At 59.6% G+C, this 13,385-nt stretch carries 13 protein-coding genes; 8 read left to right on the top strand and 5 right to left on the bottom strand.

Annotated elements, in window-relative coordinates; all coding sequences use genetic code 11:
- Positions 1-28: 28 nt before the first annotated feature.
- The 8 genes from AWB82_RS24985 to AWB82_RS24950 all read left to right on the top strand — a co-directional run bounded on the left by AWB82_RS24985 (position 29) and on the right by AWB82_RS24950 (position 8,406).
- Positions 29-382, top strand: a complete 354-nt coding sequence (locus tag AWB82_RS24985) for a phage holin family protein (protein WP_086972026.1) — start codon at positions 29-31, stop codon at positions 380-382.
- A gap of 38 nt (positions 383-420) precedes the next feature.
- Complete coding sequence (metF, locus tag AWB82_RS24980) at positions 421-1,260, top strand: methylenetetrahydrofolate reductase [NAD(P)H] (protein WP_086972025.1); 840 nt, start codon at positions 421-423, stop codon at positions 1,258-1,260.
- Positions 1,261-1,581: 321 nt separating this feature from the next.
- Positions 1,582-3,213: an ABC transporter substrate-binding protein gene (locus AWB82_RS24975; protein ID WP_086972023.1), complete on the top strand. Its 1,632-nt coding sequence runs from the start codon at positions 1,582-1,584 to the stop codon at positions 3,211-3,213.
- Positions 3,214-3,337: 124 nt separating this feature from the next.
- On the top strand, positions 3,338-4,348 hold the full coding sequence (locus AWB82_RS24970) for an ABC transporter permease subunit (RefSeq protein ID WP_086972021.1): 1,011 nt from the start codon (positions 3,338-3,340) through the stop codon (positions 4,346-4,348).
- Positions 4,349-4,357: 9 nt separating this feature from the next.
- On the top strand, positions 4,358-5,275 hold the full coding sequence (locus AWB82_RS24965; protein ID WP_086972019.1) for an ABC transporter permease subunit: 918 nt from the start codon (positions 4,358-4,360) through the stop codon (positions 5,273-5,275).
- A gap of 1 nt (position 5,276) precedes the next feature.
- Positions 5,277-6,269, top strand: coding sequence for an ABC transporter ATP-binding protein (locus AWB82_RS24960; RefSeq protein WP_086972017.1), 993 nt, complete (start codon positions 5,277-5,279; stop codon positions 6,267-6,269).
- Positions 6,266-7,270 (top strand): peptide ABC transporter ATP-binding protein, encoded by a 1,005-nt coding sequence (locus tag AWB82_RS24955; RefSeq protein ID WP_086972015.1) that lies wholly within the window; start codon positions 6,266-6,268, stop codon positions 7,268-7,270. Before AWB82_RS24960 ends, AWB82_RS24955 begins: the two co-directional genes overlap by 4 nt.
- A 44-nt stretch (positions 7,271-7,314) precedes the next feature.
- Positions 7,315-8,406 carry a TraB/GumN family protein gene (locus AWB82_RS24950; protein WP_086972013.1) on the top strand — a complete coding sequence of 364 codons (1,092 nt, stop codon included), beginning with the start codon at positions 7,315-7,317 and terminating at the stop codon, positions 8,404-8,406.
- Between the two features lie 28 nt (positions 8,407-8,434).
- Here the strand turns inward: AWB82_RS24950 and AWB82_RS39215 are convergent, their stop codons facing one another.
- From AWB82_RS39215 to AWB82_RS24920, 5 genes are all read right to left on the bottom strand, one after another.
- Positions 8,435-8,884: a GNAT family N-acetyltransferase gene (locus AWB82_RS39215; protein WP_086972011.1), complete on the bottom strand. Its 450-nt coding sequence runs from the start codon at positions 8,882-8,884 to the stop codon at positions 8,435-8,437.
- A 50-nt stretch (positions 8,885-8,934) separates the two neighbouring features.
- Positions 8,935-10,335: a hypothetical protein gene (locus AWB82_RS24940; protein ID WP_143756839.1), complete on the bottom strand. Its 1,401-nt coding sequence runs from the start codon at positions 10,333-10,335 to the stop codon at positions 8,935-8,937.
- A gap of 14 nt (positions 10,336-10,349) precedes the next feature.
- The gene (locus AWB82_RS24930) at positions 10,350-11,048 is read right to left on the bottom strand and encodes a WecB/TagA/CpsF family glycosyltransferase (protein WP_143756837.1); all 699 of its coding nucleotides are present in this window, start codon (positions 11,046-11,048) and stop codon (positions 10,350-10,352) included.
- A 71-nt stretch (positions 11,049-11,119) separates the two neighbouring features.
- On the bottom strand, positions 11,120-12,328 hold the full coding sequence (locus tag AWB82_RS24925) for an O-antigen ligase family protein (RefSeq protein ID WP_086972003.1): 1,209 nt from the start codon (positions 12,326-12,328) through the stop codon (positions 11,120-11,122).
- Positions 12,325-13,344, bottom strand: coding sequence for a hypothetical protein (locus tag AWB82_RS24920; protein ID WP_086972001.1), 1,020 nt, complete (start codon positions 13,342-13,344; stop codon positions 12,325-12,327). Before AWB82_RS24920 ends, AWB82_RS24925 begins: the two co-directional genes overlap by 4 nt.
- Positions 13,345-13,385: the final 41 nt, after the last annotated feature.

Here is a 13,385-nt window from a genome sequence, read left to right as displayed (position 1 = left end):
ATTCAACGCATCAACCGGAGATTCCTCGATGACCGTGCTGCTGACATGGCTGATCAATGCACTCGCGCTTTTGATCATCACCTACCTCGTGCCTTCGATTCACATTCGCAGTTTTGGTACGGCGCTCATCATCGCGGTGGTGTTGGGTCTCATCAACGCGATCATCCGGCCCGTCCTCATCATCCTCACGCTGCCGGTTACAGTGCTCACGCTCGGGCTTTTCATACTCGTCGTGAATGCGCTGTGTTTCTGGCTGTGCTCGACGCTGTTGAAGGGCTTCGAAGTAACGGGCTTCTGGTCCGCGTTCTTCGGCTCGATTCTGTACAGCATCGTGTCGTGGTTGCTGTCGGCGCTGATTTTCGGCAATCGCAACTTCGGTTGACGTTGGACCACGGACGCTGTCGCCCGTCATAAAACATCATGAAACCGATCGAACTCTCATTCGAGTTTTTCCCGCCGAAGACGCAGGAAGGCGTGGACAAGTTGCGCGCGTCCCGCGCCGAGTTGAAGACGCTTTCGCCGAAGTTCGTCTCCGTGACGTTCGGCGCCGGCGGCTCCACGCAGCAAGGCACGCTCGACACTGTGCTCGAAATGGCCGCGGAAGGCTTCGAAGCCGCGCCGCATCTTTCGTGCATCGGCTCGTCGCGGGACAATTTGCGCGCCATTCTTTTGCAGTATCGCGAGCACGGCATTCGCCATATCGTCGCGCTGCGCGGCGATCTGCCTTCGGGCATGGGCGAAGTCGGTGAGTTGCGGTATGCGTCGGAGCTCGTGGCGTTTATCCGCCAGGAGCACGGCGACTGGTTCAACATCGAAGTGGCCGCGTATCCGGAGTTCCATCCCCAATCGAGATCGCCGCGCGCGGATCTCGAAAACTTCGCTCGCAAAGTGAAGGCGGGCGCGAATTCGGCGATCACGCAGTACTTCTTCAACGCCGATTCGTACTTCAGGTTTGTCGAGGAAGCGAGGAAACTCGGCGTCGACGTGCCGATCGTGCCGGGCATCATGCCGATCACGAACTTCTCGCAACTGATGCGCTTCTCCGACATGTGCGGCGCTGAAGTGCCGAGGTGGATCGCGCGCCGGCTCGAAAGCTTCGGCGACGATCGCGAGTCGATCCGCGCATTCGGCGTGGACGTGGTGACGGGCCTGTGCCGCCGTCTCCTCGACGAAGGCGCGCCGGGGCTGCATTTCTACACGCTCAACGGCTCGTGGGCTTCGAAGATGGTTTGCGAGCGTCTCGGCTTCAAGAGCGTCTGATCTGCATCAATGTTTCACCCGCGCGGCGCTCGCCGCGCGGTTCTTTCCTGATACGCGTTTTTCTTCGCCTTTTTGCGTCGGCTCGACTCGATGCGCGGAATATTGCGTCCGCCGACCTATCACCTGCGCGCATGGCCGATAACCTACTCTTATCAAAGCGCCATCGACGACAAACTCTAGTGGGGAAAACCAAGTGCACATGTCACTTTTGTTCGTGCTACGGTAGCGCCCGACTTTGCGCACACGCGTCGAAAAACGGGCGGTGCGATCAAGTAAACTCGCGCTAAGCCGGCCAGAAGCCGGCATTGACTTGGAGGAAACATGCACAAAAACAGCCTGTTGCGAGCCATCCGCAGATCGGCGCTCGCAGGCGCCGTAGCCACGGCGACGCTTTTCGCAGCAAACGCGGCGAACGCCGCCATTCCGAACAAGACGCTCGTGTATTGCTCGGAAGGCAGCCCGGCCGGTTTCGATCCGGCCCAGTACACCACCGGCACCGATTTCACCGCGAACACTTTCACCGTCTATAACCGTCTCGTCGAATTCGAGCGCGGCGGCACGAAGGTCGAGCCGGGTCTCGCCGAAAAGTGGGATGTGTCCTCGGACGGCCTGACCTACACGTTCCATCTGCGTCATGGCGTGAAGTTCCAGACGACGTCGTTCTTCAAGCCGACGCGCGAATTCAACGCGGACGACGTGGTCCTCACGTTCAACCGCATGCTCGATCCGAACAATCCGTTCCGCAAGGCGTACAACGTGCAGTTTCCGTACTTCACGGACCTCGGCATGGACAAGCTGATTTCGAAGGTCGAGAAGGTCGATCCTTACACCGTGAAATTCACGCTGAAGGAAGTGAGCGCGCCGTTCATCCAGAACATGGCGATGGAGTACGCGTCGATCCTGTCCGCCGAATACGCGGACAAGCTGATAAAGGACGGCAAGGCCGCCGACATCAACCAGCAGCCGGTCGGCACGGGCCCGTTCATTTTCCGCAGCTACACGAAGGACGCGACCATTCGCTTCGACGGCAATCCTGACTATTGGAAGCCGAACGCGGTGCAGATCTCGAAGCTGATCTTCTCGATCACGCCGGACGCCGCCGTGCGCGTGCAGAAGCTGAAGAGCAACGAATGTCAGGTGATGAGCTATCCGCGTCCGGGCGACATCTCCACGCTGAAGGCGGTATCGAGCGTCGATACGCCGTCGCAGGCGGGCTTCAACGAAGGTTATGTCGCGTACAACGTGACGAAGAAGAGCCTCGACAACACCGACGTGCGCCGCGCGCTCGACATGGCGATCAACAAGAAAGCGATCATCGATTCCGTGTATCAGGGCGCGGGCCAGCCGGCCACCGCACCGATGCCGCCGACGCAATGGTCCTATGACAAGAATCTGAAAGGCCAGGCGTACGACACCGCGAAGGCGAAGGCGCTGCTCGCGAAAGCGGGCTTCCCGAATGGCTTCGAGATCACGCTGTGGGCGATGCCCGTGCAGCGCGCGTACAACCCGAACGCGCGCCTGATGGCGGAAATGATCCAGGCGGACTGGGCGAAGATCGGCGTGAAGGCGAACATCGTTTCGTACGAGTGGGGCGAGTATCTGAAGCGCGCGCACGCGGGCGAACACGATGCGCTCCTGATCGGCTGGACCGGCGACAACGGCGACCCCGACAACTGGCTCGGCACGCTGCTCGGCTGCGACGCGGTAAAGGGCAGCAACTTCTCGAAGTGGTGCTACAAGCCGTTCGACGAGCTCGTGGTAAAGGGCCGTTCGACGACGGATGTCGCGGCGCGCACGAAGGCGTACACCGACGCGCAGCAGATCTTCGAGCAGCAACTGCCGTTCTCGCCGATCGCGCACTCGACGGTGTATCAGCCGGTTAGCAAGAAGGTGACGAACATGAAGATCGAGCCGCTCGGCTACGTGCGCTTCGATGGCGTCGGCATGCAATAAGGTTTTGCTGCGGACCACTTTTTGCACTAAACCATAACTAATCGAACAGGTCCGGCGGCGCGGGTCGACAACGATCCCAGCCGCCGGATGCGTTTTCAGTCCTCCAATACCGAAAAGGGCGATCATGTTCCGATTCGTTTTGCGACGCATAGGAATGGTGATACCGACGTTCATCGGCATTACGATTCTCGCGTTCGCACTCATTCACCTGATCCCGGGCGACCCCATCGAAGTGATGATGGGTGAACGCGGCGTGGACCCGGCGATGCACGCCGAAGCCATGAAGCGCCTCGGCCTCGACCAGTCGCTTCCGGTCCAATACCTCACCTACGTCGGTCACGCGCTGAAGGGCGATCTCGGCACGTCGATCATCACGAATACGAGCGTGATGGGCGAGTTCCTCGCGCGCTTTCCGGCGACCGTCGAACTCTCCATCTGCGCGATGATCTTTGCGCTGGCCATCGGCTTGCCGGCGGGCGTCGCGGCGGCGTTGAAGCGCGGCACGGTCGTCGATCACGGCGTGATGGGCACCGCGCTCACCGGTTACTCGATGCCGATTTTCTGGTGGGGCTTGATCCTCATCATGTTCTTCTCGGCGAAGCTCGGCTGGACGCCCGTGTCGGGCCGCATCGCGGTGGAATACGACATTCCGCACGTGACCGGTTTCATGCTGATCGACGCGCTCTTCTCAACCGATGAAGGCGCGTTCACGTCCGCGGTAAGCCATCTGATCCTGCCGACGATCGTGCTCGGCACGATTCCGCTCGCGGTCGTCGCGCGCATGACGCGCTCGTCGATGCTCGAAGTGCTGCGCGAGGACTACATCCGCACGGCGCGCGCGAAGGGTTTGTCGCCGCTGCGCGTCGTGGTGGTTCATGCGCTGCGCAACGCGCTGATTCCCGTCGTGACCGTGATCGGTCTGCAAGTGGGCACGCTGCTCGCGGGCGCGGTGCTGACCGAGACGCTGTTCTCGTGGCCGGGCGTCGGCAAGTGGCTCATCGACGCCATTTCGCGTCGCGATTATCCGGTCGTGCAAGGCGGCATTCTGATGATCGCGACGCTCGTGATCGTCGTGAACCTGGTCGTCGATCTGTTGTACGGCGTGTTGAATCCGCGCATTCGCCATACGAGGTAACTGAAAGATATGGCCGACATACAAAACAATCTCCCTCCGCAAATGCTGACGCCGCCTTCCGGCCGCATGGTCGCGGCGCGGGAGTTCTGGGCGAACTTCTCGCGCAATCGCGGTGCTGTCGTTGCGGGCCTGATCGTCGTGTTGCTGGTTCTGGTGGCGATCACCGCGCCCTTGATCGCGCCGCACAGCCCGATCGAGCAATATCGCGAGTACGTGAAAATTCCGCCCGCGTGGCTCGAAGGCGGCAACCGCATGTTCGTGCTCGGCACCGATGAAGCCGGCCGCGACATCCTCTCGCGTCTTATGTACGGCGCGCGGCTGTCGTTCTGGATCGGCTTCGTTTCGGTGGTGCTCGCGCTGATCCCGGGCGTCGTGCTCGGACTCATGGCTGCGTTCTTCAACTGGCTCGATACGCCGATCATGCGCGTGATGGACGTGCTGCTCGCGTTGCCGTCGCTGCTGCTCGCGGTCGCGGTCGTCGCGATCATCGGGCCCGGGCTCGTCAACACGATGCTCGCGATCGCGATCGTCGCGCTGCCGGGTTATGTGCGGCTCACGCGCGCGTCGGCGCTCGGCGAATTGCAGAAGGAATACGTGACGGCGTCGCGCGTCGCGGGCGCGGGCACCGTGCGCCTGATGTTCTCGCAAGTGCTGCCGAACTGCGCCGCGCCGCTGATCGTGCAGGCGACGCTCGGCTTCTCGTCCGCGATTCTCGATGCCGCCGCGCTCGGCTTTCTCGGCCTCGGCGTGCAGCCGCCGGCGGCGGAGTGGGGCGCGATGCTGGCATCGGCGCGCGATTACATCGAAAGCGCATGGTGGATCGTGACGATGCCGGGTCTGTCGATCCTGATCTCGGTGCTCGTGATCAATCTGCTCGGCGACGGACTGCGCGATGCGCTCGATCCGAAACTCAAACGGATGGGCTGATATGGACGATCTTCTGACTATCCGCAATTTGCAGGTGACGTTCGGCGGCACGCAAGCCGTCGATCGCATCGACCTTTCCGTGAAGCCGGGCGAAGTGGTCGGCGTCGTGGGCGAATCCGGCTCGGGCAAGAGCGTCACGATGATGGCGCTGATGGGCCTCATCGACGCGCCCGGCAAAGTCACCGCCGATCAGGTCACGTTCGACGGCAAGGACTTGCTGAAGGCGTCGTCGCGCGCGCGTCGCAGGATCATCGGCAAGGATATCGCGATGGTGTTTCAGGACGCGCTGACGAGCCTGAACCCGAGCTACACCGTCGGCTATCAGATCAAGGAAGTGCTGAAGCTGCACGAAGGCTTGCGCGGCGATGCGCTCGACAAACGCGCGCTCGAACTGCTCGATCAGGTCGGCATTCCGGATGCCAAAGGCCGCATCAACTCGTTTCCGCATCAGATGTCGGGCGGCATGAACCAGCGCGTGATGATCGCGATGGCGGTCGCGTGCAATCCGAAGCTTTTGATCGCCGACGAGCCGACCACCGCGCTCGACGTGACGATCCAGGCGCAGATCATGGAACTGCTCGTGAAGCTGCAGAAGGAACGCGGCATGGCGCTCGTGCTGATTTCGCACGATCTGGCAGTCGTGTCCGAAGTGGCGCAGCGCGTCGCGGTGATGTACGCGGGCGAGATCATCGAGACGAATCACGTGCCGACGATCTTCAGCGAGCCGCATCATCCGTACACGGAAGCGCTGCTTGCCGCGATTCCCGAGCATTCGCGCGGCGCGGAACGTCTCGCCGCGCTGCCGGGCATGGTGCCGGGCAAGGACGACCGGCCGAGCGGCTGTCTCTTCGCGCCGCGCTGCAAATATGTGATCGACGATTGCTGGAAGGGCCGGCCGAACCTCTATCAGCTCGACAAGAACGATCCCGCCGTGCGCGCGCGATGCATCAAGCCGTTGAACATCGATGTGGTGGTGGAAGGAGGCGCGCGATGAACGCCGTACCGAAGGAATCGAAACAGGACATCGTGCTCGCCGCCGACCAGCTCACGAAGCACTACGACGTGAAGCGCAGCGCGTTCAAGCACGGCACAGTGAAGGCGCTCAACGGCGTGTCGTTCGAGTTGACGCGCGGACGCACGCTCGCGGTCGTGGGCGAATCGGGCTGCGGTAAATCCACGCTCGCGCGCCAGTTGACGATGATCGAAGCGCCCACGTCGGGCCGCTTGCTGATCGAAGGCGAGGACGTCGCGGGCGCGAGCCGCGCGAAGATCGCGGAGTTGCGTCAGCGCGTGCAGATGGTGTTTCAGAACCCGTTCGCGTCGCTGAATCCGCGCAAGACCGTGGAGCAGACGCTCGGCGAGCCGCTTGCCATCAACACGTCGATGTCGTCGTCCGAGCGTGCCGAGCGCATCGCGAAGATGATGCGCACCGTCGGCTTGCGGCCCGAGCATGCGACGCGCTATCCGCATATGTTCTCTGGCGGACAGCGTCAGCGCGTGGCGATCGCGCGGGCGATGATTCTCGACCCGCAAATCGTTGTCGCCGATGAGCCGGTGTCCGCGCTCGACGTGTCCATTCAGGCGCAGATCCTGAATCTGTTCATGGATCTGCAGGCGCAGTTCGGCACGAGCTACGTGTTCATCTCGCATAACTTGTCGGTGGTGGAGCATATCGCCGACGACGTGATGGTGATGTACTTCGGCGGCGTCGCGGAAGTGGGCGACAAGAAGACGATCTTCGCGAATCCGCGCCATCCGTACACGCGCTCGCTGATGTCCGCGACGCCCGCGATTTTCGAGGAAGACCGGCGCATCAAGATCAAGCTGCAGGGCGAGATGCCGTCGCCGCTCAATCCGCCGTCGGGCTGCACGTTCCATCAGCGCTGCCCGTATGCGATCGAGCGATGCCGCGTGGAAGAGCCGAAACTGCGTGTCGTCGATGGACGCCAGGTCTCGTGTCATCGCGCCGAGGAGGTGGGCGAAGTCGAAGTCTGAATCTCGCTGGGCGGGCGGACGGCGCGTCACGCGAATGTTTTAAGATGTCGATCGTGCCGGATTCATACGACAAGCCGCGTCTTCTGCGCGCGGCGTTCGCCAAAACGACAGCCCTCGTGCTGTCGTTCTTGCTGTTTACGGCGGGCGTCTCGGTGTCGCCGCCAGGCTTTGCGGTGATTGGATCGCGCACGCCGCAAGCCGCGGGCGATGCGGGGTCCGCCGCCGCGCCCGCCAATCCTGCGCCGCCGCCGCGAGCGGACCGCTCGAACGGCACGACCGCGAGCGGCCCGGTGCGCGCGCAGCCGCCGCGCATGCCTTTCTATGTCGCGACCAAGGGCGCGACGACCATCTATGTGCTCGGCACGCTTCACGTGGGTTTCGCGAGCGACTATCCGCCCGAGCAACCGTTTCGCAAAGCGATACTCGCGGCGCTCGATGCATCGCCTACACTGGCGCTTGAAATTTCTCCCGACGAACTATTGCTCTCGCAAGAGGACGTGAATCGGAATGGCATGTGCCGCAGCGAGTGTCTGATCGATTATTTGCCGGACGCGATGTGGAAGAAGGTCGAGGCGCGTATGCGCAGCAATCCGGCGGCGCTGAAGGATATAAGGCATACGCGGCCGTGGCTCGCGTCGATGCTGATCGAAACCTACGACACGCTCAAGGCCGGGTTTCAGAGCGACTACGGCACCGAGGCTCAGTTGCAGAATGTGTATCTTCGGGCGCGCGGGAAGATCGTCGGGCTGGAGACGTTGAACGAGCAGATTTCGACGTTCACGCGGCTGACGTCGGCGCAGCAGAGAGAGATGCTCGCGCAGGATCTGGTGCAGTCGCCGGCGGAGAATGTCGCCGATGTGAAGGAGTTGCATAGGTTGTGGCGCATCGGCGATGCGGATGCGTTGAAGGCCTGGGACGATGCGAAATCGAGCAAGCTGGCGAGGAATAAGGCGCTGGCGGCGCAGGTCGATAACCGCGTGGTTTATCAGCGGAATCAGCGGTTCGTCACGAGGATCGTTGGGATGGCCGCGCCGGATAGGCCGGTGTTTGTGGCGATCGGGGCGTTGCATCTTGGGGGGGCGAGGGGGGTGCTGGAGTTGTTGAGGAAGAGGGGGTTTTTGGTGGGACCGGGATGACTGCGGACGCGCTATCATCGGTCGCCAATCATTCGGGCGAAGCTGCGCGATAGAAGTGCAATACATCTCGCCCCTCGTTGACCAAATGCATTCCCGCAGCGTTGGCCACTTTCACCGACGCGTGATTCCCAGCCTTGACTTCAGCGCGAACGGGACATTTGCCAGAGATTTCGTCTGCCACACGCCGGACCATGCGCGTTGCCACTCCCTTACCGCGCGCATCAGGCGCAACTGTCCACGAAAGTTCCGCCGTGCCGTCGGGGCCGTGGTCAACGCGCACCGTGCCCACGAGGCGTTCGTGTTCCTCAGCGATAAATATTTGCCGTCGAGAATTTTCGAGGCTCGCGGCTAACCAGCGTTCATGTCGCTCGCGTGCGATTTCCGAAGTGTCGTGACTACTGCGTCGCGTGATTGGATCGTTCCTCCACTCGTAGAGGAGATCTGAATCTCGGGCAGTGGCTTTTCTCAGAGTCAACATGTCTAAAGTCTCGCGATTGAAAGACAGTAAAGAATTGTGCGAAGTGCGGCTCAGTCAACGATCACGCGACCATTGCCCGACGGCGATATCGATCCGCCGGCGTTCGAATCAAAGCTGCAATCACGGGTGACGACCGTTGCACCCCAGGCGTTGACCCCATAGCGTCCGGATCCTGAGGCGGCACAACGCACAAGTGTAGATCCGTCCGCACCTGCCGATGTGTTGAATCCATCTCTGAAGGCCTGCTCGGCCACGCAGTCAATCAGTCTCACGCGTCGGCTTCCATTGACGATGCTGAAACCGTTGAAGTCGGCACTAGCCGTGCCGGCAGTTCCTGCGGAAATCGAACGAAGCCGCAGTCCCGTTGTATCGTCAGCGGGTTGCCCTGCATGTCCGAAGTTGAATCCGTGGAAATATTCATTGGCGCGGCTGCTACAGTCTACAACCAACGACTCCTTCGAGTCGCAGCCAATGCCGGAGGCGCCCGCAAGGTGCGTCGCGACGTTCGAGATTCTGTTTAGGGTCGCCGTTGGGCCGCCAACCTGAACACCGCTCCAACTCTCACCGCCGCCGTTGGTTTCTGTATCGCTGACCATGCTGTGGCTTACATCGTAGAGCCAGATACCCTCCCGACCATAGTCCTGCAAACGATCGATAGAAACGGAATGATCCCTCCCGCCCAGCAGATGTACTGCGGCACCCGAGCGCTCTCGTATGCTTTTAGAAAAGCGGTTTCCGCCAGCTTGTGCGAGATGTATTGCCACCGATGAACAGTTAATGAAGCGCACCAATTCATGTTCCGCTTCCAACGCCTGACGCGCCTTCGCACCGTCGATACAACCGTTGCCGACTAACGCGATATGCGAATTGCCTGCGTCTGGATCTGCATTTCTGAAAATTGCCGCGCGCAAGGGTGCACTGGCCGGCATCTCGATCGTACCGTCGATGACCAAGATCGCGTTCGAGGGCAACGCGACATCAAGCGCGGTCCCGCTCAAGTCCGGAGGAATCCAGGCGTAGACATCTGACTCCGTGAGCGCGCGCGTAATCGATGCCGTATAGTCGTCACCGCGTTTCACTCCTCCGAATTTCCTGACATCGACCAATTGTCTGCGATCGTGTAGCCATGCTCTTCCCAGAGCGTCGATAAGGGGCTCCTCCGTAGGTCGACCGCTGACATCGCGACGAAAGAAGCGTTGTTGCTGTGCCACCGGAAGACCAGGGCTTCGCAGAAAAACATGGCTTGCTTGTCCGGTATATGCAGCCAGGTCGAAATGCGAACGGAGAATCTCGAGATCGCCCGGGCCAAAGCGCACACCGGTAGATCGCAACAGGGTAGCCTCAAGTTTCGAAGACTCCGGGAACGTCGGCGGCCCGACCGGTCGACCCGAACGTGCAAGGACGCCCAGGTTCACTGCGGAGAATGGGAGCGCGAGCAATGACTTCAGCATCTGTCGTCTGCGCCTCATGAGGGAGACCTCCACAACTTGCCCATCGCATAGCCGACACAATCTTTGACGATGAAAAGCAAGGCTATCGGATAACCAAAGAAGTAGCGTTTGAACAACTTCGGTTCGTCGTATATTCGATAGGCCCAGCGCAATTGGAGACGATCGATCCAACGGGGATAATACCGCTCGCCTCTCTTGGCGGTCTGATGCAGGAACCCGCCACATGTGTAGCCCGTACCCGTCCAACCTAGCGCGCGAAGCTCGTGAAGGAAGCGTTCTTGATGCGGCGATCCCATGCCACAAATTATCACATTCGCTTCGGACTCCATAACGTCATGGAGCGCACTAATTCGGTCGACTTCGCTAAGGAAATATCCATTTCGGCTACCGCAGATATCGAGTTCGGGGAACGCTCCGACCAGCACCGAGAGAGAACGGTCGAGACTGGCCTGCGTGGATCCGATGATATACACGCGCTTGCGCGAAGCCGCTGCGTCTTGAAATACCCGCGGCGCGAGTGACGTCATGTCGAAACTCACCCGATCGACGTGCCGGGACCAGAATAGCGACAGAATCCTTACTAGCACTTGACCGTCGATTCCAACCTTGCTATTTGTCGCGAAGAGATCCGGATGCTCGCGCAGAATCATGTAGGAATGAGGGTTCAGAAATATCACTGACTGACCTGAACAGTCGTCGTTTTCACTATTCAAGATTCGCTCGAATATTATTCTGATCAGATTGAACTTCCTGTGTTGCACGAAACCATTTTCACTCAAAACAATCACCTATTTCTGCTGCGCTCACTTCCGAACATCCCGCCAAGCATGAACAGAGCGGGAACACACAATTGATAAAAGTAGAGAGGATTGGTGAATTGGAATATCAGCTGTTGTGAAAAAGTCAGAACTAAAACCGAGATCCTTTCTGCCCATCCGAGTTGCCTTTTTCGCGAAAAGACCCACCGTGTGCTGCCCCAGACCGCGAGTATGTAGATGACAGAGCCCACGAGCCCTAATTCGGAAAGCGCCCACAAGAACTCGAAGTGTGGTCCGACGTCCTCAATCGCCGTTTGTGCAGCGAACCATTTCGGGAAGCCTCCTACGCCAAGGCCGAACAAAAGCTGCGATATGGAGATCCGGGAGAAATAGGTGGACAGGATCATCAACCGAAAATTGGTTGACGTGTCATTTCCTTGATTGTTGAAAGAAAGTTCAACTCGCGAGCCTATTTCCGTGTTGTTCAAGATCCAGCCCACCACGACCGGCGCCAAGATAAATGTCGCAAACAGAAGGATCACGCGAAGATAGATCGATCGGTGATATGCAATTAAAGCGAGAATCAGGGCGAGCAGTCCGGTGACTGCAATTGCACGCGTTCCCGTAAGAAAGGAGCAAACGACCAAAAGCAGGGAAAGTAGGAGATGAAGCCTCGATCTCGTGCATACGAGGAAATAAATATTCGCCAAGAGGAAAATCATGCACACGGATGCGTAACCGGGCGGGCTGCCTAGGCTGCCCGGAAACCGTACGGCGCCGTTCATCGCGAGCGCACGCCCGGCCAGCAGGTCGACGAGAGACTGGGCGACGTAGATCAGCGTGCTTCCCGTGACAATATTTCGAGTGAAGCGCCACCAATCCCACCGATTCTTCTTCGCCCACGAATAGGCAATCCAGAACACCAAGACGAGTGACCCAATCCGAAGAAAGTAGGAGAGGTACTCATCAGGCGAATTGCGAACCACGGAAACTGCGAAGCCGTAGAGAAAAAAACTTCCCAAACCTACAACGCTTCGGGGAATGGAATCGACTCTGCGAGTGAGTGCAAACAGCGTCGCGACAATTCCGAACAATATGAGGACAACCCCTGCACGGACATTTTTGTCAATAATTTGCGATCCGCCGCGAATGGAGACATATGTGTATCCCGTCAGTGGCAGATAGACCAGGAACAGGAAATACATCCCCAGCGACAGGAATTTGGATGACTTCATTTCCTGAGTTCTTCGAAGGTCGAGACCGAGGGAAGCGAACTAAAGAACGTGTCGTCGTTCGGTAGGGGGAAATGGGCCGTATAGACGAATACGCGTCGCCCCGCGAGCATTGCATCGAACAGGCCTGACGAGCGCGAGGCCACGACGATGTCGGCCCACGCCAGATCGTGCTCAAGACTGTTTTCGCTTCCGCCAACTTGCAAGCGCGCGCTATCGAGTTGCCGATATATCGAGATATCGTCGCGTGGATGAATACGGAGACGGCATTCGACATCGGTCGATCGCGTCGCGAATTCGCAGAACGCCGAGAAGTCTTCCACCTGTCGACTATGGCCGACTTGTTCGTTATGCCAGAGATATGCGCCGCCCAAGAACAAGATGCGCGTTTTGCCGGACTCGTACCGGCGCGCAGTCGCGCGTATGGCGGCATGACGCGGCAACGGCGCGACCACGATGTCTTGTGCCTTCGAGCCGTGAAAGCGAAGCACATCGGCGACCGAGGTGTGCATGACGGTGATGTCATCGATCAGGCAACTGATCCCCACTGTGCTCGGGAAAAGAGCATCAAGGTTCAAATTTTCGGCCAGCCGTTGCAAGCGGCGCTTTGTGAGGGCCCGCAGCCCCTTTTCGCGCGTGAGCAGTCCGTCGAGCACGACGCTCACACGGCAGTTCGCGCTTCTCGCTCGCGCTGCCTTGACGATGATCTTCTGCAGCGCGCCGTCATTTCCAAGAACGACATGATCGAATGTGCCAATCGTCTCGCGTGCCCACGCCCGGAACTGCAGGCAAGTGCGGGCGCGGCACATATTGCCCGAGCGGTAGAACGCATTGGACGTCTGTTCAACGTGTCTAATCAGTGGATTCAGGCTTTCGTCGAAGAATCGCTGCGTCGACTCATGCGTAGCGCCGTCAAGGAGTAGTATCGACACGGCCTCACCTCTCGCGACTGCCTCGCGGGCCATAATGTTGAAATTCTTGGCGTGTGTGTCGTTTTGAACGACGAATAAGGTCGACATGACTCGGTATTGAAATAGGGCTTTTTTCTGGAGAAGTCGAG

This window comes from Caballeronia glebae, from assembly GCF_001545035.1.
GTDB classification, from domain to species: domain Bacteria; phylum Pseudomonadota; class Gammaproteobacteria; order Burkholderiales; family Burkholderiaceae; genus Caballeronia; species Caballeronia glebae.
This window is presented reverse-complemented; position numbering and strand designations above follow the sequence as displayed.

What these genes read in the sequence shown, in the direction of transcription:
- AWB82_RS24950 (WP_086972013.1), top strand. Translation starts at nt 7,315, where the DNA reads ATGTCGATCGTGCCGGATTCATACGACAAGCCGCGTCTTCTGCGCGCG.
- AWB82_RS24920 (WP_086972001.1), bottom strand. Translation starts at nt 13,344, where the DNA reads ATGTCGACCTTATTCGTCGTTCAAAACGACACACACGCCAAGAATTTC.
- metF (WP_086972025.1), top strand. Translation starts at nt 421, where the DNA reads ATGAAACCGATCGAACTCTCATTCGAGTTTTTCCCGCCGAAGACGCAG.
- AWB82_RS24985 (WP_086972026.1), top strand. Translation starts at nt 29, where the DNA reads ATGACCGTGCTGCTGACATGGCTGATCAATGCACTCGCGCTTTTGATC.
- AWB82_RS24965 (WP_086972019.1), top strand. Translation starts at nt 4,358, where the DNA reads ATGGCCGACATACAAAACAATCTCCCTCCGCAAATGCTGACGCCGCCT.
- AWB82_RS24925 (WP_086972003.1), bottom strand. Translation starts at nt 12,328, where the DNA reads ATGAAGTCATCCAAATTCCTGTCGCTGGGGATGTATTTCCTGTTCCTG.
- AWB82_RS24960 (WP_086972017.1), top strand. Translation starts at nt 5,277, where the DNA reads ATGGACGATCTTCTGACTATCCGCAATTTGCAGGTGACGTTCGGCGGC.
- AWB82_RS39215 (WP_086972011.1), bottom strand. Translation starts at nt 8,884, where the DNA reads ATGTTGACTCTGAGAAAAGCCACTGCCCGAGATTCAGATCTCCTCTAC.
- AWB82_RS24955 (WP_086972015.1), top strand. Translation starts at nt 6,266, where the DNA reads ATGAACGCCGTACCGAAGGAATCGAAACAGGACATCGTGCTCGCCGCC.
- AWB82_RS24940 (WP_143756839.1), bottom strand. Translation starts at nt 10,335, where the DNA reads ATGCTGAAGTCATTGCTCGCGCTCCCATTCTCCGCAGTGAACCTGGGC.
- AWB82_RS24975 (WP_086972023.1), top strand. Translation starts at nt 1,582, where the DNA reads ATGCACAAAAACAGCCTGTTGCGAGCCATCCGCAGATCGGCGCTCGCA.
- AWB82_RS24970 (WP_086972021.1), top strand. Translation starts at nt 3,338, where the DNA reads ATGTTCCGATTCGTTTTGCGACGCATAGGAATGGTGATACCGACGTTC.